Raw genomic sequence first — 20,077 nt, forward strand, 5'->3', positions numbered from 1 at the left:
TTTGTCTGCTTTACTCTGCTTTATAGTGGATTAAATTTAGATTAGTACAGCGTTGCCAACTCCCTTATGTACTAGGTGTACACGGTGGTCGTTGTCGCCTTGTCCTAATCTAAATTTAATCCACTATATTTAACAAAGCAGCCTGCACTTTACCAACAAAGTGCAGGCTGCTTTTTATTTCAAAACTACGCTTCTGCCATCGCCATCAAGCTCGCATTGCCGCCTGCTGCGGTTGTGTTGGTGCTGCACGAAATTTCTTCATACAAAGGCAACACGTCCACGCCTGCGCTCGCGTCAATGATGCGAATAATCGCGCTATTGCGTTGCGCCAACTCGGCTTTGAGTGCGGCGCTGGGTACGTCCAAGGCAACCAAATGGGTAACGTGTGGCTCTTGTTCGGGATACGCACTCACTTTGATGAGCGAGCCTGCCAGCGTGGCGATTTGGCTCAATGGGTGCGATTGCGCTACCACCACTTGTGCGCCTGTTGCGGCAATACGAACAAAGGCTTCCAACGCGCTTTTGAGCGTGCCGCCTTCCACATAAACCTGTTTGGGCGCGCGCCAAGTCAATTCGTTGCGCTCGCCTGTTACGCTTTTGAGCAGCGCGGTCGCGTTGTTGAGCGTGTGCATACGCGATTCGCCCAACACACCGCCCAGTTTCACTTTTTCGGCGTGTGAAATAGACAGCGATTGAATCATGTTTTCCAGTGTGTTCAAGCAGCCTGCATCGGGTTTACCTGCTTGCTGCACGTTGGGCAACGTCCACGCTTTGCCGCGACTGAGTTTTTGCAGATAGAACGAACCGCCTGCTTTCGGGCCTGTGCCAGACAAACCATGTCCGCCAAATGGCTGTACGCCCACCACCGCGCCAACAATATTGCGGTTCACATACACATTGCCTGCCTCAATGTTTTCTTGCACAAATTCCACCGTGCGCCCAATGCGGCTGTGAATGCCGTGTGTCAGCGCGTAGCCTTTGTTATTGATTTGTTTGATTAAATCGCCCAATTCGTTGGCATGATAGCGCACAACGTGTAGCACAGGCCCAAACACTTCGCGTTGCAGTTGGTCTAGGTTGTCCAACTCAAACAAAATCGGCGTAATAAAGGTGGCGTTGCCTGATTGTGCAGGCTGCTTCGCTTCGTGATAGCGTTTTGCCACACCTTTCATTTTGTCAATGTGCGCTTGCAAAGCAGCCTGCGCTTCGGCATCAATCACAGGCCCGATGTCGGTGTGCAATTCCAGCGGATTGCCCACGCGCAATTCGTCCATTGCGCCTTTAATCATGCTAACCATGTGGTCGGCAACGTCTTCTTGTACGCACAAAATCCGCAATGCCGAACAACGCTGACCTGCGCTGTCAAATGCGGAATTGAGTACATCGGCGCACACTTGTTCGGCAAGCGCGGTACTGTCCACAATCATCGCGTTTTGTCCGCCTGTTTCTGCAATCAACACAGGCAAATCATTACGCGCCGCCAGCGTTTGGTTGATTAAACGCGCTACTTCGGTTGAGCCTGTAAAAATCACGCCTGCAATATCGCTGTGTTGCGTTAAAGCCGCGCCCACATTACCTGCGCCCAACACAAGTTGCAACACGTTTTGTGGCACGCCTGCTTGGTGCATCAACTGCACAGCGCGATAGGCGATTAAACTGGTTTGCTCGGCTGGTTTGGCAACGACTGTGTTGCCCACCGCCAACGCTGCCACCACTTCGCCTGTAAAAATCGCCAATGGGAAGTTCCATGGGCTAATCGCCACCACCGTGCCAATGGCGGCGCGTTCGGCGCAAGTGCTTTCGCATTCATCGGCATAATAACGGCAAAAATCCACTGCTTCGCGCACTTCGGCAATCGCGTTGTTGAGCGTTTTGCCTGCTTCACGCACCGCCAACATCATCAATTCGGGCGTGTGTTGTTCGTATAAATCGGCAATTTGACGCAAAATCGCAGCGCGTTGTGCAGGCTGCTTGCTTGCCCAGTCGGTTTGCGCTTGTTGTGCCGTTGCGATGATTTTACCGACTTCGGTTGCAGGCACAAACGCCACTTTGCCCACCACATCATCGTGATTGGCTGGATTCAAAACCGCTTGTTCGGCTTGATGTTGCAGGCTGCTTGGGCTTAACGATTGCGCTTGCCAGTTTTGCGCGGCGGCAACATTCAAAGCAGCCTGCAATTCATTCAACACATTTTCGTTAGACAAATCCCAGCCTTGCGAATTGGCACGACTCTCGCCATACAAATCGCGTGGCAATGGCAACACCGCATTCGGTTTGCCGCCTGTTTTTTGCGCCGCGTCAATCGGACATTGCAACAAGCTGTCAATGCTGATGTTTTCGTCTACAATTTGATTCACAAACGATGAGTTCGCGCCATTTTCAAGCAGCCTGCGAACCAAGTATGCCAACAAGGTTTCGTGCGTGCCAACAGGCGCATACACGCGCACACGGCGACCCAGATTTTGTGCGCCAACCACTTGGTCGTACAGCGTTTCGCCCATGCCGTGCAAGCATTGATGCTCCCATTCTTTGTTTGCGCCAAATTGATAAATCATCGCCAGTGTGTAGGCATTGTGCGTGGCGAACTGCGGATACACCGCGTCTTGCGCGTCCAACAGTTTACGCGCACACGCCAAATAGCTCACATCGGTATGCACTTTGCGCGTGTAAACAGGATAGTCGTCCAAGCCGTCCACCTGCGCCCATTTGATTTCGCTGTCCCAATACGCGCCTTTTACCAAGCGAATCATCAATTTTTGCTTGTTTCTACGCGCCAAGTCCACCAAATAATCAATCACAAACGGACAGCGTTTTTGATACGCCTGAACCACAAAGCCAATGCCGTGATAGCCCGCCAAATCGGGGTCGGACACCAAAGCTTCCATTAAATCCAACGACAATTCCAATCGGTTGGCTTCTTCCGCGTCAATGTTCAAGCCGATGTTGTATTGCTTTGCCAACAAAAAGAGCTGTTTCAAACGCGGCAACAATTCGGTCATCACACGCTCGTGTTGGGCGCGCGCATAACGCGGATGAATGGCAGACAGCTTAACCGAAATGCCGTTGCCGTCATAAATGCCTGCGTTGTTCGCGTCTTTGCCAATCGCGTGAATGGCGTTGACATAATCTTGATAATAGCGTTGCGCGTCCGCTTCGGTCATTGCCGCTTCGCCCAGCATATCAAACGAAAAACGATAGCCGATTTTTTCGCGCTCTTTGCCGTTTGCCAACGCTTCTTCAATGGTTTGACCTGTTACAAATTGTTTGCCCAGCATACGCATGGCGGCATCGACACCAGCACGAATCAAGGGCGCACCGCCTTTGCCCAGCAAGCGACTTAAACTGCCCGACAAGGCTTCTTCGTTGGGCGCGGTTTGGGTCAGCTTGCCTGTAATCAACAAGCCCCAAGCCGCCGCGTTCACAAACATAGACGGACTGCGCCCCAAATGGCTTTTCCAGTCGCCGTCCGATAATTTGTCTTGAATCAGCTTGTTGCGCGTTTCGTTGTCGGGAATACGGAGCAGGGCTTCGGCAAGACACATCAACGCCACGCCTTCTTCGCTAGACAGCGTAAATTCTTGCATGAGCGCATCTACGCCGCTGGCTTTGCTGCGGTCGGCGCGCACTTTGGACACAAGCGAACGCGCTAACTGGTATGCCGCTTGTTTTTCGGCATCGGACACATTGGCGCGTGTAATCATATCGGTAACGGCTTCAACTTCATCGCGGCGATAAGCAGCGGTGATGGCTTGGCGCAAGGGGTTGGTTTGAATTTGGGCAAAATTGAACATAGTGGTTCCTTGTGTTGGGACAATGTTGCGTTAAAAATAGTTAGCAAAAACGAGGCTATCTTAACGCAAATTGACTGTTTTGACAAAGGGGAGGGAATAAAAGTGCAGGCTGCTTTTTCAATCCGCAATCTGTTTGGCAACCGCATACGGCATTTCTCCGTCCCATTGTTCCGCATACTCTTGATTGGGGCGCTGCACCGTTTGTTTGGTCAAGTGAAAGCCATAAGCCGCAGCAATCGGGCTGGCAATGCGATTTTCGTGTTCATACCACGCCCACGAAAACAAATCGTATCGCCACGACAGCACAGGCAAGCAATGGAAATAACATTCGGCAACACAATTCCAGCCAATATTTTGGGCGATGCGTTGCACGTCCAAAGCAGCCTGCACATTGGCGTTGTCGGGTGCAGGCTGCTTTTTGTGCCACATAAAATGCGGACAGCAACCAAACAGAAACAACGAACCTTGTGGCGCAACCACTTGCCAACATTGTTGCAGCCAATACGCCAAATCGGCGGTGCTGGTGTGGCTGTGCAACGAGATGATGCGGTCAAAACTGGCTTCGCGCCACGGCAAGCTATTGGGTTCGGCTAATACATCGGCAGGGGCTTGCGTGGCTTGCACAAGCGTGCAGGCTGCTTGAAATTGCCAATTGGCGCAACGATGCGATTCGCCTGTTAGCAAGATGCGTTCTGCGCGATGTTGTGTGCCGATTTTTTGCGCCCATTGTTGTTCACAAAGTAGCAAATCTTGGGGGATTGTGGCGGACATGGCGGTTCTCCCAATAATGTCGTGATGACAAAAATAACACAAAAAAAGCAGCCTGCACATCAAACCGAGTGCAGGCTGCTTTGTTTGAGCGATTTAGTCTTCGCCAGCGAATGACAACAACAAACGCAACAAGCTAGTAAACAAATTGTACAGCGAAATGTAAATCGTCAAAGCCGCGCTAATGTGACTGTCTTCGCCGCCTTCCAATACATTGCGGATTTGCCACATAATCATTAACGAGCTAAACACCACAAACACGCCAGAAATCGTCAGCGACAACACAGGCATTTGCAAGAACAGATTTGCCACCACGGCAATCATCAACACAATGCCACCCATTGCCAAAAAGCGACCCAGCGCATTGGTATTGAAGTTACCATGACGCGCCAAAGCCGACATGGTAAAGAAAATGCCTGCGGTCATGGCAGCGGCAACACCCACCAATTTCGCGCCATTGGCAAACATACCGCTGTATGTCAACAACGGGCCCAGCAACACACCCATGCCAAAAGTGAACACCATCAGCAATACCACGCCTGTTTGGTTGTAGCGGTTTTTTTCAATTAAAAAACACATGCCATAGAAAAAGGCAAACATCATGCCAATCATAATCCATTGGTTGCCCAACATAGTAAGCAGATTAACCGCCATGCTCAAAAATGCGCCTGCTGCGGTAGGCAAAAACGACCACGCCAGCAAGCCATAGGTTTTTTGCAGCAAGACTTCTTGTTGTGATTGTCCAACCGATTGGGTAGTGAAATTATCCATTTGATTGTGCATATTAAAACTCCTTATGCGATAGGTTAAAAGAAAAACAACATTTGTAATATGTGCAGGTTGCTTTTAAATAATCCAAAGCAGCCTGCACTTTGGGTTTACCGCTTATTTAGACTGCGCGTCCACCGCCGCAATCGCCACCATATTCACAATACGGCGCACGGTAGAAATCGACGTCACCATGTGAACAGGTTTGTTCAAGCCCATTAAGATTGGACCAACTGTAATGCCATTGGTTGCATTCACGCGCATTAAATTGTAGCTGATGTTCGCCGCTTCCACGTTTGGCATCACCAACAAATTCGCCGTGCCTGTCAAAGTGGTTTCGGGGAAGATTTGCTTGCGCAGTTTTTCGTCCAACGCCACGTCAGCTTGCATTTCGCCGTCAATTTCCAATTCTGGGTCAAGTTCGCGGATTAGCTGCAAGGTAACTTGCATTTTGGTTGCGTCTTTGTCTACGTGCGAGCCGTAGTTAGAATTAGACACCAACGCCACTTTTGGCTGAATACCAAAACGCTTGATTTCACGCGCGCACATCAACGTGCCTTGCGCCAGTTGTTCGGCGGTCGGGTCGTGAATCACATAAGTGTCGGCGATAAAGAAATTGCCTTTGTTGGAAATCAACGCATTCATCGCAAACGCATTGTTTTCAGGATTGTTGTAGCCAATCACGTCTTCATACACTTTGAAGTGGTCGCGGAAACGACCCACTGCGCCAGCCACCATACCATCGGCATGACCCAAGCGAACCATAGTCGCACCAATCAAAGTTTGGTTTGCCATCATGCGGCGACGTGCCATTTCTTCGGTAACGCCTTTGCGTTTTTGCAAATCGTAATACGTTTTCCAGCATTCTTCGTAATACGGATTGTCCACCAAATCAATCAAATCAAAATCTTTGCCTGCTTGAATGGTTAAACCTTGCGCTTCCAAGCGTTGCTCAATCACATCGCGGCGACCAATCAACACAGGATACGCCAATTTTTGCGATACGATTTGTTGCGCGGCGTGCAAAATGCGCTCGTCTTCGCCTTCTGCCAACACAATGCGCTTGATGTCTTTTTTCGCTTGGGCAAACACAGGGCGCATAAACAAATTGGTTTTGTAGATTTGTTGATTGAGTTTTTCAACATACGCTTCCATGTTGGTAATCGGGCGCGTTGCCACGCCAGAATCCATAGCAGCCTGCGCGACTGCGGGTGCGATTTTGGCAATCAAACGTGGGTCAAATGGTTTTGGAATCAAATATTCCGCTCCAAATTTCAATTCTTCGCCACCGTATGCGCCTGCCACCACGTCATTGGATTCTGCCAATGCCAAGTCTGCAATCGCACGAACCGTTGCCAATTTCATTTCTTCGTTAATCGTGGTTGCACCCACGTCCAACGCGCCACGGAAAATGAATGGGAAGCACAATACATTGTTGACTTGGTTCGGGAAGTCGGAACGACCTGTGCCAATAATCACATCAGGACGTGCGGCTTTGGCTTCTGGTGGCCAGATTTCGGGTTGCGGGTTCGCCAAAGCAAACACCAACGGCTTGTCGTTCATTTGTTGCAACATTTCGGGTTTCAACACATTTGCGCTAGACAAGCCCAAGAAAATATCTTTGCCAGCCACCGCATCGCCCAACACGCGCTGACCGTTGTCGGCAATCGCATAGCGTACTTTGCTTTCGTCCATGCGGTCGCGGTCTTCGCGTGTTTGATAAATCACGCCTTTGGAGTCGCAAACGGTCATGTTTTCGCGTTTCATGCCCAATGCCACTAGCAAGTCCAAGCAAGCAATCGCTGCTGCACCTGCACCTGAACACACCAATTTTACATCGGCAATGTCTTTGCCAATAAAGCGCAAGCCGTTCAATACAGCGGCAGCGGTAATGATTGCCGTGCCGTGTTGGTCGTCATGGAACACGGGGATTTTGCAGCGTTCGCGCAATTTTTTCTCGATATAGAAGCACTCTGGGGCTTTGATGTCTTCCAAGTTAATGCCGCCAAAAGTCGGTTCTAGCGATGCGATGATGTCCACCAATTTATCGGGGTCGGTTTCGTTTACTTCGATATCAAACACATCAATGTCGGCGAATTTTTTGAACAATACGCCTTTGCCTTCCATCACAGGTTTGCTGGCCTCTGGGCCAATGTTGCCCAAACCCAAAACTGCTGTGCCGTTGGAAATCACCGCAACCAAATTGCCACGCGCGGTGTATTTGTATGATTTAAGTGGGTCGGCATGAATTTCCATGCACGGTGCAGCCACACCTGGCGAATACGCCAACGACAAATCGTATTGCGTTGCCAAAGGTTTGGTTGGTGCAACTTGGATTTTGCCTGGCATTGGGAATTCGTGAAAATGCAATGCCGCTTCTTTTAAATGTTCGTCCATGAGTAACTCTCTGTATGGTGTTGAATGGGGTTTAACAAAAAAATTGCAGGCGATTGTACTATAAAAATGCAGGCTGCTGTGATGCGAAAATCGTATAGCAGCCATGCAAAATGCGGTATGATGCGCGTTTTTAAATTGCAGGCTGCTTTTGTTATGCTCCACCAATTGCTATCCCACAAAATAACCATGCCCGATTATCGCGACACGATTGCCCGTTTTGCCCAATCGTTTTCCGCGCCCGAACACGCTTTGTTGTGCGACATTTTGCAGCAATTTGAGTTTGACCCCATGCAAGAACAAGCCTTGGTGCAAGCCGTTATCCAGCAAAACCGCTTTGACCCTAACGCAGGACATTTGGGCGATGACTGGGACGATGACGAAGACAGCGCGGCATTTTGCGCTCATTGCATCAACCCACCGCCACCGCCGTTGCGCGATTATTTTATGTGGCGCGAAAAAACGTCCAAGCAGCCTGCACCAAGCAATCCATTCCCTTTTCCTGTTTGATTTTAAAGGACTTATATCATGAACAATCGTCCCAAAGTACAACTTAAAATCGTGCGCCACGAAATCGCCGCCCAGTTGCCCGAATACGCCACCACAGGCAGCGCAGGCTTGGATTTACGCGCTTGTTTGGACGCGCCCAAAATCGTGCAAGCAGGCGAAACGGTGCTAATTCCAACAGGCATCGCCATTTATTTGAATGACTCGAATTTAGCCGCCATATTGTTGCCACGCTCTGGCTTGGGACACAAGCACGGCATCGTGTTGGGCAACTTGGTTGGTTTGATTGATTCAGACTACCAAGGCGAATTGATGGTATCGGTGTGGAACAGAAGCAGCAATCCGTTCACGATTGAGCCGTTTGAACGCATCGCGCAAATGGTTATCGTGCCAGTGGTGCAGGCTGCTTTTGAATTAGTGGACGACTTCGTTGCTAGCGAACGCGGCGAAGGCGGCTTTGGCAGCACAGGACGCGCTTGATGATTGCCACCGACAAACGCACGCTGCGCCGACAACTGCGTCAAACGCGGCAAAAAATTCCGCCAGCCGAACGCCAGCGCGCCCAAGCAGCCTGCAATCGCCAGCTCAAACGCTTTGCGCTGCGTGGCAAACGCATTGCCGTGTATTGGGCAATGGGCAGCGAATTGCGTTTGGACGATTGGGTTCGCAGCGCACAAAAACGCGGCGCAAAAGTGTATTTGCCGTATATTGAACCGCACAGTTTGCGTTTGTGGTTTACGCCGTATCCCCAAACCAATCAACGCGCCGAACGCAAACGCGGCAAAAGCAGCCTGCACGTTCCGCAATTTGTGGGCGACAAAATTCGCGCGAATTGGTTGCACAGCATGGTTATCCCGATTGTCGGCATAGACCAACACGGCACGCGCTTGGGGCAGGGCGGCGGTTATTATGATTACACGATTGCCGCGTGCAGTCGCCGTCCGCACTTGATTGCGGCTGGTTTTGCTTGCCAACAAGTCGCGCAGTTGCCCACCGAATCGCACGATATTCAAGTGGATTATTTTGTAAACGAAAAAGGTGTGTGGCGTTTTAATCGTCCAAATCAACAAAAATAACAAGGTTTTTTGTGCTTGCTGCACAAAGCAGATAACTTTATCCTGCACGCATTTCACATCACACAAAAGGAAAACATCATGCACGAACAGCTCATTAACCATTTTGTGATTCCGCACACCACGCGCACGATTGGTAGCGAAAAAGCGTTGGTATCGGTACAAGAGCGTGAAAGCAGCCTGTACATTACGCTGTCGTTTGGCTTCCCAGCGCAACATTTGGCGCAGGAATTGCAACAACAAATCGCCGCCGCCACAGGCAAAAGTGTGGAGCTAAACATTCGCCAAAACATTGTCGCGCACAAAGTGCAGGCTGGTATCGCCACGATGAAAGGCGTGAAAAACATCATCGCCGTGGCATCAGGCAAAGGCGGCGTGGGCAAATCCACCACCACCGCCAATTTGGCAACGGCAATGGCAAAAATGGGCGCACGAGTGGGCGTGCTAGATGCCGATTTATACGGCCCGAGCCAGCCGACTATGCTGGGCGTACCTAGCCAGCAGCCCAAACAAGAAAACGGAAAATTTATCCCTGTTCGCAATGCAGACGACATTCAAGTGATGTCTATCGGCTTTTTGATTGACCCAGACCAAGCCGTTGTGTGGCGCGGCCCGATGGTGTCGCAAGCCTTGCAGCAGCTCTTATTCCAAAGCGAGTGGGACGATGTGGATTATTTGTTTGTGGACTTACCGCCTGGCACGGGCGACATTCAGCTCACGTTGTCGCAAAAAATTCCTGTAACAGGCGCGGTTGTGGTGACCACGCCGCAAGACATCGCCCTGATTGACGCGCGAAAAGCGGTTGATATGTTCCAAAAAGTCAATATCCCGATTATGGGCGTGCTGGAAAATATGTCGCTTCATGTGTGCAGCAACTGCGGTTTTCACGAGCCGATTTTTGGCACGGAAGGCGGCAAAGATTTGGCAAGCAAATTGAACGTGCCATTGTTGGGACAACTGCCTTTGTCGCTGCCGATTCGCGTGGCAATGGACGCTGGACAAGCAGGCAGCCTGCACGAGCAGCACGATACAATTGCAGCAATTTATCAGCAAGCCGCATTGGATATTGCGCTGACGATTGCCGATAAAGGGCGCGATTTTAGTGGTAAGTTTCCGAAGATTGTGGTTCAGTAATTGATGTAAACAAAAAAGCAGCCTGCACTTTAAATCAACAAAGTGCAGGCTGCTTTTTACGTTTTTTTAATCAATCAATGCTCACGCGCATGGTTAATGGTGTATTTCGGAATTTCCACAATCAAATCTTCGTCTGCCACCACCGCTTGACAGCTCAAACGCGATTCAGCTTCCAAGCCCCATGCTTGGTCTAGCAAATCTTCTTCCAATTCGGTTGGTTCAACCAAGCTGTCGTAGCCTTGTCGCACAATTACATGGCAAGTGGTGCAAGCGCACGATTTTTCGCAAGCGTGGTCGATGTCAATATCGTGTTGCAATAAAACATCGCAAATGGTTTCGCCTTGTGGCGCGGCTTCAATGATTTTGCCTTCGGGGCAGAGTTCTGCGTGGGGCAGAATGGTTATTTTTGGCATGATGTGTGTTCTCTATATAATCAAAATGGCGAATTGTAGCGCAAAAAAGTGCAGGCTGCTTTATTTATTCCTGTCAAATTCCGCTTTAAGCTGCTGCATAGTATGCGCCGCGCTTTCATGCCCCTGTTCGGCTGCTTGGCGATACCATTCAATCGCTGTGTCAATATTGCGCTCCACGCCCGTGCCTGTGGCGTAACGCGCTGCCAAATTATTTTGCGCTTCGGCGTGTCCTTGCTTTGCCGCCAGCGTGTACCAATACACGGCGCGTTCGTATTGTTGCTGGTCGCTGTGCAGCAAACCCGCCATAAATTGCGCTTCGGCATTGCCTTGTGCCGCCGCTTTTTCATACCACATCAAGGCTTGGGCGATGTCGGCTTTTGTGCCTAAACCGTCTTGATACAATACTGCTAAATTGTGCTGTGCGGTCGCGTCTCCCTGTTCGGCAAGCGGCAATAATAATTTGTGTACCGTGGCAAAGTCTTCGCGTTGATAAGCGGCAACGGCTTGGGCGTAAATCGCATCGTTGGCAGAAGGTGCAGGCTGCTTTTGTGCGAACGCGCTGCTAGCCGCCAAAAACATCAATCCAACATAAAAAGTCTTCAACATCATCATTTCCTTGATTTATTCGGCAACCACGTCCACCCACACAGGCGACAACGATTGCAAATCTTGTGGCGTAATTGCCACTAAAAAACCGCGTTTGCCGCCGTTGATGTAAATGCGTGGCAAATCCAAAATACTGCGTTGGGCATACACAGGCAGCGGTGTTTTGCAGCCAAATGGCGATGTGCCGCCCACCAAGTAACCTGACCATTTATTTGCTTGTTCGGGTTGGGCTGGCTCGATGTGTTTCATGCCCAATTCGCGTGCCAAGTTGCGCGTAGAAATTTGCTTGTCGCCATGCATTAGGCAGATTAAGCCTTGTTTTTTCTCGTTGATTAAAATAATGGTTTTAATGATAGCGTGTTCTGGCACATGGAGCGATTGCGCCGAATGCGCCGTGCCACCGTGTTCTACATAATCATACAAATGCGGTTCAAACGCGATGTTGTGAGCGCGAAGAAAACGAATCGCAGCAGTAATCGGATAATTGGGTTTGGACATAGCAAAGCAGCCTGCATCTAAAAAAGAACAATATTGTAGCGCAATTTTTTACTTTTCTTAACTGTGCAGCTATAATGCGATGCTTATTTTTATCGGCTGATGAGCATCAATATGAAAAGCAAAATTATGGCAATGGGCGCGACTTTGTTGCTGGCAGCTTGCGGTTTCCACCTAAAAGGCACGTTGCCACAAAATGCCTTGGTGGTTAAAGAATGGCGCGTACAAGGCGGTGGCATTCAAGCCGAATTGCAGGCAGAATTACAACGCGCCGCTGCCAGCGTCAATCCACAAGCCAGCGCGGAAGTGCACGTGTTGAGCGTGGACAGTAAACGCGACATCGCCACCATTACCCGCGCCGCCAAATTGAACGAATATTTGTACTCGCTGCACGTGGTGGCACAAGCCTATCGCAACGGCAAAGCGTGGGGCGAGCCGATGACCGTAACCGTTAGCCGCAACATGACATACAGCGACAGCGAAGTCTTGGGCAAGGAAAGCGAAGAATTGGCTTTGTGGCGCGATATTCGTACCGATGCCGCATCGCAAATCGTGCGCCGATTGGGCTTTTTGCCGAAAGAATAAACATGGCAGAATTAAGCTGGAAAATGCTAGAAAGCAGCCTGCAACGTCCTTTATCGCCTTTATACCTAATCCACGGCGAAGAAGAATTGTTGCGCTTGGAAGCCGTTGATGCTATTCGCGCTGCCGCCAAACAGCAGCAATATCTCAACCGCGAAGTCTATACGGTAGATTCAGCCAACTTTGATTGGCAACCTTTGCTCGCCGAAGCCAACAGCGTCAGTTTGTTTGCTAGTCAAAAACTGCTGGAAATTCATATCCCAAACGGCAAAGTAGGCAAACAAGGCGGCGATGCCTTGCAGCAGTTGGCGCAACAGTTGCCAGCCGACACGGTGGTGTTACTGGTGTTGCCCAAGCTAGACAAAATGCAAACTCAATCCAAATGGTTTACCGCGTTGGCAAAAAATGGCATGGTGCTAGAAGCCAAGCCGATTGTCGGCAACTCCTTACCAGCATGGATACGCGAACGCCTAGCCGCGCAAGGTTTGGATATTGATGCCGATGCGCTGCAACTGTTTACCGAACGCGTAGAAGGAAACCTGCTCGCCGCCAAGCAAGAAATAGAAAAACTGGGTTTGCTGTATGCACAAGGTCATGTGTTGAGCTTGGACGATGTGCAGGCTGCTATTGCCAACGTGGCGCGATTTGATGTGTTTGATTTATCGTCTGCATGGCTGGGCGGCGACACTAAACGCGTGGTGCGCCTGCTCGAAGGTTTGGAAGCAGAAGGCGATGAACCCGTGTTGGCATTGTGGTCAGTTGCGGAAGACATCAGAACGGTAATCCGCTTGTCTGCCGCGCTTAAACAAGGCAAAACCGCGCAGCAAGTTCGTAACGAATTGCGTTTGTGGGGCGACAAGCAAACACTCATGCCCAAAGCCGCTGCACGATTATCGGTTGCCCAGCTCATCAACAGTTTACAAGAATGCGCGAAAATTGACCGCCAAATCAAAGGCGCGGAATCGGGCGATGCATGGGCGAGTTTTCGGCACTTGGTCATGACATTGGCGCACTAATTTTTTTGATTTATGTTTCAGTAATACAATAAGGAAAACAAATGGATAAACAACGTATGGTTTTGATTTGGGTTATCATGGCAACCGTGATTGGTTTTATTGCCTATTTATTTGGCGCGTCGTGGTGGCTGTCTATCATTATTGGCATTGTGCTGGTTGCCGCGATTGTCGGTGGCGCAACAGGCACGGTGTATTGGAAACAGAAAAAGCTGGTGGAACACGCCGCCAAGTTTAATATTGACTTGAAAAACGGCAAAATTCACCCAGCCGATTTGCGCCGTATGTATTTTACAGGCGGACAAGCGCGTAAAGATGCCTTGTATATTGCCAGCCAAGCGATGAAATGCTCGGTGGTGGAAGCCGAAAAACGATTGAGCGAGCGCGTCAGTAAGCAAGCCGCCAATCAAGAAATGGCAAAACATCAGCCCAAATTCCGCGGTCGTCCGCGTTAATTGGTATGATTTAAAGTGCAGGCTGCTTTTCTACTCAAAGCAGCCTGCAATCGCATAGAAAGGAATCGCAATGACAAACTTAAAATTCAGCAAAATGCATGGTTTGGGCAACGATTTTATGGTGATTGATGCCATCAACCAAACTTTTGAACCACGCGCCGAACAAATCGCGCAATGGGCAAACCGCTACACAGGCATTGGCTTTGACCAGTTGCTCGTGGTAGAAAAAGCGCAAAGCGATGACGTAGATTTTCGCTATCGCATTTTCAACGCAGACGGCGGCGAAGTAGAACAATGTGGCAATGGTGCACGTTGCTTCGTCAAATTTGTTACCGAGCAAGGTTTAACCGACAAACCCGAAATTGTGGTGGAAACTGCGCGTGGCATCATCAAACCGCGTTTAAACGATGATGGTTTGGTAACCGTAAACATGGGTCAGCCGCGTTTTGCGCCCGATGACGTGCCGTTTGTGTTGCGTTCTGGCGAAAAAGCTGATGACAAAACCTTTATTGTGGTCAATGGTATAGACAGCGCGGAAATGTCGCTGGTGAGCATGGGTAACCCCCATGCCGTGATGTTGGTGGGCGATGTGGCAACCGCGCCTGTGGAAAATTGGGGCAACGCATTGCAAAATCACGCTCGCTTTCCTGCGCGTGTAAATGTGGGCTTTATGCAAATTGTGGACGCACAACACATTAAATTGCGTGTGTTTGAACGCGGTTCGGGCGAAACCCAAGCTTGTGGCACGGGCGCGTGTGCAGCGGTGGTGTCGGGCGTGCGTTTGAGCTTGCTGACAGCAGGCGAGCCAATCCGCGTGAGCCTACCTGGTGGCGATTTGTACATTAGCTGGCAAGACGGCGGCGATGTGATGATGACAGGCCCTGCGGTTACAGTATTTACAGGTGAAATTGCGGTTTAAATCAACTTGAACAAGTGCAGGCTGCTTTTACTACGAACACTCGTAAAAAAGCAGCCTGCAAATTTGTATAGGAACAAAATGGATTGGAATATATGGCTGATTGGCGTGTTGGTGCTGGCGTTTGCTTTTCACGCGATACGGCACGGTGCGCTGCAATGGCTGTGGTTTAGCGTGGCGATTTGGCTTGCGCTAGGCTTGTTTTCGGCACAATTTTTACCGCGCGTATTGGGCATTACCCACACCGCCAATCTTTATTTAGCGCATTTTTATGTGTTTGTTGGCAGCATCTTTTTTTGGCTGAATTCGGTTCGCAAGCTGCCCGATGAACACCGCCAAACGCCACTCTATCAAGGGCAAACAGGCGCGTTTTTAACCCTGCTGGCATTGGCAAGTTTGGTCATGCACTTGGCATTTGTCTTATGTGTGTTTTTGGTATGGTGGTGGCACCCCAATGCGCTCACGCCATTTTTATCGCCTGCCTTGCTGGAATTGTATGGCACACCATGGCTGTGGTGGACGTTTACCGCGTTTATTATGGACATTTTTTGGCTACACCGCAGTTGGTTGAATAAACAAGATGCCGCGTGTTTTAGCGCAACTCAATTACATATTGGTTTTTGGTTGGCATTCATACTGCAAGCGATGTTTGTAGCCGTAGCAGTATCAAGAACTTTAAATGGATAAAAAAGCAGCCTGCACATTCAAATCAAATGTGCAGGCTGCTTTTTTAGTTTAACTGCTTATTTTTTCTTTTTAGCAGCAGGTTGTTCTGCAACCAAAACATCTTTCAACGCTTTACCTGGTGTGAATTTAGGCACACGCGCAGCAGGGATAGTAATCGCTTCTTTGGTTTTTGGATTCAAGCCTTGACGTTCTGCACGGTCAGCCACTTTGAATGTACCAAAGCCTACCAATGTGATTGAATCGCCAGTTTTCAAGGTGTTTTTAACCACTTCGGTAAATGCGTCCAATGCTTTGCTTGCATCGGTTTTGGTCAAACCAGATTCTGTTGCAATCGCATCAATCAATTCAGATTTATTCATAATTTTGCCTCTCAAAAAAGGGGGGGATAAGGGTTCAATATCAGCAAACGCCCGATAATCGGGCATTTGCAGCCATATCAATCTATGGCAGATTTATAGCAAGTGAGTTGTTGCTATGTCAAGCGTAAAACATCGAAAAGAGATTTTTTTACACCAAACTCCCTGCTTATTCGCATTATTGCAACACGTTAATGCTGGCGTGGCGTGCGTGACTTTTTAGAAGCAGCCTGCACTTTAATCGCATTTTCGGGCAAGATTTCATCGGCAACATAAGGTGCAGGCTGCTTTTCCAATCCCAGCACAAACACTTCATCAATCCATTGCACCGCGTGAATTTCCAAACCGTCTTTCACGTTTTGCGGAATTTCTTCCAAATCCTTCACATTGTCTTTTGGAATCAGAACGTGTTTGATGCCGCCGCGCAACGCCGCCAACAGTTTCTCTTTCAATCCGCCAATCGGCAATACTTCGCCGCGCAACGTGATTTCGCCAGTCATCGCCACATCAGCGCGAACAGGAATATTGGTCAAAGCAGAAACCATTGCCAATGTCATCGCAATACCTGCACTTGGACCGTCTTTCGGAGTCGCGCCTTCGGGAACGTGAACGTGCATATCGTTTTTCTCGTAGAAATCGGGCGCAATCCCCAAACTTTCCGCACGAGAACGCACCACCGACCACGCTGCTGAAATGGATTCCTGCATCACATCGCCCAATTTACCCGTGCGAACAATCGCGCCTTTGCCTTTCAATGCAACCGCTTCAATCGTCAGCAATTCGCCGCCGACTTCCGTCCACGCCAAACCCGTTACTTGACCAATGCGATTTTCGCCAGCCGTTACGCCATAATCGAAACGACGCACGCCTAAAAATTCGCCCAAATTTTTTTCATCTACACGCAAAACTTTCGGCTTTTTGGCTTTCAGGCTGTCTGAAAGTTCATTTTTAATCACGGCTTTACGACAAATTTTTGCAATTTCACGGTCTAATGAACGCACGCCCGCTTCTCGCGTGTAATAGCGCACAATATCGCGTACCGCCGTTTCATCAATCGCCAATTCGCTGTCTTTTACACCATTGCGTTTCATTTGTTTTGGCACAAGGTATTGCATGGCAATGTTGATTTTTTCGTCTTCCGTGTAACCAGACAGGCGGATAATTTCCATGCGGTCGAGTAGCGCAGGTGGAATATTGAAACTGTTTGATGTAGCAATAAACATCACATCGCTCAAATCAAAATCCACTTCAACAAAATGGTCGGCAAACGCGCTATTTTGTTCAGGGTCAAGCACTTCCAATAATGCGGCCGCAGGGTCGCCACGGAAATCGTTGCCCAATTTGTCAATTTCGTCTAACAAGAACAATGGATTTTTCACGCCCACTTTCGTCATGCTTTGCATGATTTTGCCCGGCATTGAGCCAATGTAAGTACGGCGATGTCCGCGAATTTCGCTTTCATCTTTCACGCCGCCCAACGCCATGCGAACATATTTGCGCCCTGTGGCTTTGGCGATGGATTCGCCCAACGAAGTTTTACCCACGCCCGGTGGGCCAACCAAGCACAAAATCGGACCTTTCAATTTATCGGTGCGTTTTTGAACTGCCAAATATTCCAAAATGCGTTCTTTAACTTTTTCCAAGCCGTAGTGGTCTTCGTTCAATACCAAATCGGCTTTGGCTAAATCTTTGCTGACACGCGTTTTTTTCTTCCACGGCAATTCAATCAGCGTTTCAATATAATTGCGAACAACCGTGCTTTCAGACGACATCGGCGGCATCATTTTCAATTTACGCAATTCCGACATGGCTTTTTCTTCGGCTTCTTTGCTCATGCCAGCCTCTTGGATTTGTTGCGCCAATTTTTCAAAATCGCGGCTATCTTCTTCTTCGCCCAATTCTTTTTGAATGACTTTGATTTGCTCGTTTAAATAGTAATCGCGCTGGTTTTTGTCCATTTGGCGTTTAACTTTGCCGCGGATGCGTTTTTCCAGTTGTGAGATTTCCAACTCGCCTTCAATTTGCGCCAACAAAAATTCCATGCGCTCAACGACATCAGCCAAAGCCAATAATTTTTGACGTTGCTCTAATTTCAGTTGCAAATGCGCTGACACAGTGTCGGTTAGGCGACCGTTGTTTTCAATTTCGTGAATGCTTGCTACTACTTCGTTGGGGATTTTTTTGTTGGCTTTGACGTATTGGTCAAACTGATTCAGCAAAGTACGGCGCAAGGCTTCCACATTGGGTGCTTGTTCGTTGGTGTCGCTTAACATTTCTACCGTGGCAACCAAATATTCGCCTGTGTCGCTAATTTGCACGGCGGCGGCGCGTTCTGAGCCTTCTACCAGCAATTTAACCGTGCCATCGGGCAATTTTAGTACTTGCAAAATATTGGCAACTGTGCCGACTTCGTGCAAATCGTTGGGGCTGGGTTCTTCTTCGCTGCCGTTTTGTTGCGCCAACAAAAAGACCTGTTCGTTTTGCTCCATAGCGACATTGAGCGCAGCCACCGATTTGGGTCTACCCACAAAGAGCGGCAACACCATTCCTGGGTACACCACCATGTCGCGCAGAGGCAGGGTAGGGAATTGAGCTGTGGTTGATTTTTTTCGTGCCATGATTGCAGATTCTCTTAATGTAAAAAATAGTGTGAATGGCTAAATAAGTGCAGGCTGCTTGTTTTTCAAGTGGAATGCGGATAATAAAGTGCAGGCTGCTTTTTGATACACTATTTGGACTGTTGATTAAAATATAGTGGATTAAATTTAGATTAGGACAAGGCGACAACGACCGCCGTGTACACCTAGTACATAAGGGAGTTGGCAACGCAGTATCATTGCAATTTTAATCAACTATATATCAAGTAAAAAGCTGCCTAATATTATTCAGGCAGCTTTATCCAATTATGCACGCACACAGCTTAATTTGTTTGGACTTTATCCAACAAACTAACTAATGCCACTTTAACTTCTTTCGACAAATCAATTAACTCATGGCGCAGCGCACTAATCGCTTCCATTAAATAGCCTTTTCGATGATTTTGCAAAATGTCGCCAGCACATTGATGAAAACGCGCATGAGCATTTTTAACTACTTCGTATTCTGGATATTTATCCAAAAACAAACCATCGCCATACAGCCACTTGCCCAATTTACACAAATGGTCTACTCCCACAACGGCTGGGTCGTATTCTTCGGGGTTTTTACCACGCAACGTACTTTCCAATTTCTCAATCCAAGCCTCGTGCGCTGCAATTGCTTCCAATAAATACAAACCATGCAAATCCTGTTGAGCCGTTGTTAAATTTAGCGGAACATCTTTGCCCGCATTATATTGCTCAATCCATAATTTCAAATCCATCGTATTCACCTTTAAGAAAATTTAAATTCCAATAACAACGCTACCAACATTCCGCATATTTCTATGCCGAAATTCATTGAGATTATGATAGAACCTTGCACAAGGTTATTCAATCATTTTTTGATGGGAATTTTATTTTTATTGATTAATATCAATATGTTAAACTAATGATTTTTACTTGCATTTAACTGATATAATATTCAAAGCAGCCTGCACATAAACACCACAAAATGTGCAGGCTGCTTTTATTCTTCATCGTCTGCCCAAGCGCGTTTCAAAGCAGCCTGCGCCGTTGCCATTGCAAAACCGCGATACAACATAAAACGCATTTGCTTGTCCCATTCCTGCCGATTTTGTGCAGGCTGCTTGAATTTTTTGCGGGCGACTTCTATTGCGTTATCCAATTCTGTTTCGCGGTCGGGCAAATATTGCTGAATCAATTCTGCCGATACGCCGCGTTGTCGCAATTCTTGGCGCAAACGTCCTGCGCCGTGTTTACTGCTTTTGCTGCGAACAAACGCTTCTGCAAATCGCTCGTCCGATTGCCAGTTGTTTTTCGCAAATTCTGCCAACACCGCGTCCAATTCATCGCTATCGTTGGCGTGGGGCAACAATTTAGCGCGTAATTCGGCTTGGCTCATTTCACGGCGCGACATCATTTCCATCGCTCGGGCGCGGAGTGATTTTTCGGTTTTCATGTTAATTGATATCCCAAATATAGTGAAGTGAAATAAAAATGGGACAAGGCGATAACGCTC

Annotated in this window: 20 protein-coding genes; 9 read left to right on the forward strand and 11 right to left on the reverse strand. The window is 48.6% G+C overall.

Going from position 1 to position 20,077, the window contains the following annotated elements; all coding sequences use genetic code 11:
* Positions 1–185 precede the first annotated feature (185 nt).
* The 4 genes from putA to DQN52_RS07255 form a co-directional block, all read right to left on the reverse strand.
* A complete protein-coding gene (gene putA, locus DQN52_RS07240; RefSeq protein ID WP_003787062.1) occupies positions 186–3,791 on the reverse strand; it encodes a bifunctional proline dehydrogenase/L-glutamate gamma-semialdehyde dehydrogenase PutA in 3,606 nt (1,201 codons plus the stop codon).
* 117 nt (positions 3,792–3,908) lie between these two features.
* Positions 3,909–4,562 (reverse strand): methyltransferase domain-containing protein, encoded by a 654-nt coding sequence (locus DQN52_RS07245; protein ID WP_003787059.1) that lies wholly within the window; start codon positions 4,560–4,562, stop codon positions 3,909–3,911.
* Between the two features lie 93 nt (positions 4,563–4,655).
* Complete coding sequence (locus DQN52_RS07250; protein WP_003787055.1) at positions 4,656–5,342, reverse strand: Bax inhibitor-1 family protein; 687 nt, start codon at positions 5,340–5,342, stop codon at positions 4,656–4,658.
* Between the two features lie 102 nt (positions 5,343–5,444).
* The gene (locus DQN52_RS07255) at positions 5,445–7,724 is read right to left on the reverse strand and encodes an NADP-dependent malic enzyme (protein WP_003787053.1); all 2,280 of its coding nucleotides are present in this window, start codon (positions 7,722–7,724) and stop codon (positions 5,445–5,447) included.
* A 24-nt stretch (positions 7,725–7,748) separates the two neighbouring features.
* Here DQN52_RS07255 and DQN52_RS07260 point away from each other — a divergent pair, with 24 nt between their 5' ends.
* The 4 genes from DQN52_RS07260 (at position 7,749) to apbC (ending at position 10,435) form a co-directional block, all read left to right on the forward strand.
* On the forward strand, positions 7,749–8,231 hold the full coding sequence (locus tag DQN52_RS07260; RefSeq protein WP_003787050.1) for a hypothetical protein: 483 nt from the start codon (positions 7,749–7,751) through the stop codon (positions 8,229–8,231).
* Positions 8,232–8,249: 18 nt separating this feature from the next.
* A complete protein-coding gene (gene dut / locus DQN52_RS07265) occupies positions 8,250–8,708 on the forward strand; it encodes a dUTP diphosphatase (protein ID WP_003787047.1) in 459 nt (152 codons plus the stop codon).
* Complete coding sequence (locus DQN52_RS07270) at positions 8,708–9,304, forward strand: 5-formyltetrahydrofolate cyclo-ligase (RefSeq protein ID WP_003787046.1); 597 nt, start codon at positions 8,708–8,710, stop codon at positions 9,302–9,304. The genes dut and DQN52_RS07270 overlap by 1 nt, the downstream gene beginning before the upstream one ends.
* A 78-nt stretch (positions 9,305–9,382) precedes the next feature.
* Entirely contained in the window at positions 9,383–10,435 is a 1,053-nt protein-coding gene (gene apbC, locus DQN52_RS07275) for an iron-sulfur cluster carrier protein ApbC (RefSeq protein ID WP_032827727.1), read from the forward strand.
* Positions 10,436–10,509: 74 nt separating this feature from the next.
* Here the strand turns inward: apbC and fdx are convergent, their stop codons facing one another.
* From fdx to DQN52_RS07290, 3 genes are read right to left on the reverse strand one after another with little or no spacing between them, the layout of a single operon-like run.
* Positions 10,510–10,848, reverse strand: a complete 339-nt coding sequence (gene fdx, locus DQN52_RS07280) for an ISC system 2Fe-2S type ferredoxin (protein ID WP_003787042.1) — start codon at positions 10,846–10,848, stop codon at positions 10,510–10,512.
* 60 nt (positions 10,849–10,908) lie between these two features.
* Positions 10,909–11,454, reverse strand: coding sequence for a tetratricopeptide repeat protein (locus DQN52_RS07285; RefSeq protein WP_003787040.1), 546 nt, complete (start codon positions 11,452–11,454; stop codon positions 10,909–10,911).
* Positions 11,455–11,469: 15 nt separating this feature from the next.
* Complete coding sequence (locus DQN52_RS07290; RefSeq protein WP_003787038.1) at positions 11,470–11,952, reverse strand: aminoacyl-tRNA deacylase; 483 nt, start codon at positions 11,950–11,952, stop codon at positions 11,470–11,472.
* Positions 11,953–12,063: 111 nt separating this feature from the next.
* Here DQN52_RS07290 and DQN52_RS07295 point away from each other — a divergent pair, with 111 nt between their 5' ends.
* From DQN52_RS07295 to DQN52_RS07315, 5 genes are all read left to right on the forward strand, one after another.
* Positions 12,064–12,534 (forward strand): LPS-assembly lipoprotein LptE, encoded by a 471-nt coding sequence (locus DQN52_RS07295; protein WP_111694443.1) that lies wholly within the window; start codon positions 12,064–12,066, stop codon positions 12,532–12,534.
* 2 nt (positions 12,535–12,536) lie between these two features.
* Positions 12,537–13,547, forward strand: a complete 1,011-nt coding sequence (gene holA, locus DQN52_RS07300) for a DNA polymerase III subunit delta (RefSeq protein ID WP_003787034.1) — start codon at positions 12,537–12,539, stop codon at positions 13,545–13,547.
* A gap of 41 nt (positions 13,548–13,588) precedes the next feature.
* Positions 13,589–13,999: a magnesium transporter gene (locus DQN52_RS07305; protein ID WP_003787032.1), complete on the forward strand. Its 411-nt coding sequence runs from the start codon at positions 13,589–13,591 to the stop codon at positions 13,997–13,999.
* Positions 14,000–14,069: 70 nt separating this feature from the next.
* Positions 14,070–14,918, forward strand: coding sequence for a diaminopimelate epimerase (gene dapF, locus DQN52_RS07310; protein WP_003787030.1), 849 nt, complete (start codon positions 14,070–14,072; stop codon positions 14,916–14,918).
* Between the two features lie 78 nt (positions 14,919–14,996).
* Entirely contained in the window at positions 14,997–15,602 is a 606-nt protein-coding gene (locus tag DQN52_RS07315; RefSeq protein WP_003787028.1) for a hypothetical protein, read from the forward strand.
* A gap of 56 nt (positions 15,603–15,658) precedes the next feature.
* Here DQN52_RS07315 and DQN52_RS07320 read toward each other — a convergent pair whose 3' ends face one another.
* From DQN52_RS07320 to recX, 4 genes are all read right to left on the reverse strand, one after another.
* Positions 15,659–16,027, reverse strand: coding sequence for an HU family DNA-binding protein (locus DQN52_RS07320; protein ID WP_003787026.1), 369 nt, complete (start codon positions 16,025–16,027; stop codon positions 15,659–15,661).
* A 122-nt stretch (positions 16,028–16,149) separates the two neighbouring features.
* Complete coding sequence (lon, locus tag DQN52_RS07325; protein ID WP_003787025.1) at positions 16,150–18,576, reverse strand: endopeptidase La; 2,427 nt, start codon at positions 18,574–18,576, stop codon at positions 16,150–16,152.
* Between the two features lie 302 nt (positions 18,577–18,878).
* Positions 18,879–19,319 carry a CZB domain-containing protein gene (locus DQN52_RS07335; RefSeq protein WP_003787024.1) on the reverse strand — a complete coding sequence of 147 codons (441 nt, stop codon included), beginning with the start codon at positions 19,317–19,319 and terminating at the stop codon, positions 18,879–18,881.
* Between the two features lie 245 nt (positions 19,320–19,564).
* A complete protein-coding gene (recX, locus tag DQN52_RS07340; RefSeq protein WP_003787023.1) occupies positions 19,565–20,017 on the reverse strand; it encodes a recombination regulator RecX in 453 nt (150 codons plus the stop codon).
* Positions 20,018–20,077 lie beyond the last annotated feature (60 nt).

Source organism: Kingella kingae (assembly GCF_900475905.1).
GTDB lineage: Bacteria > Pseudomonadota > Gammaproteobacteria > Burkholderiales > Neisseriaceae > Kingella > Kingella kingae.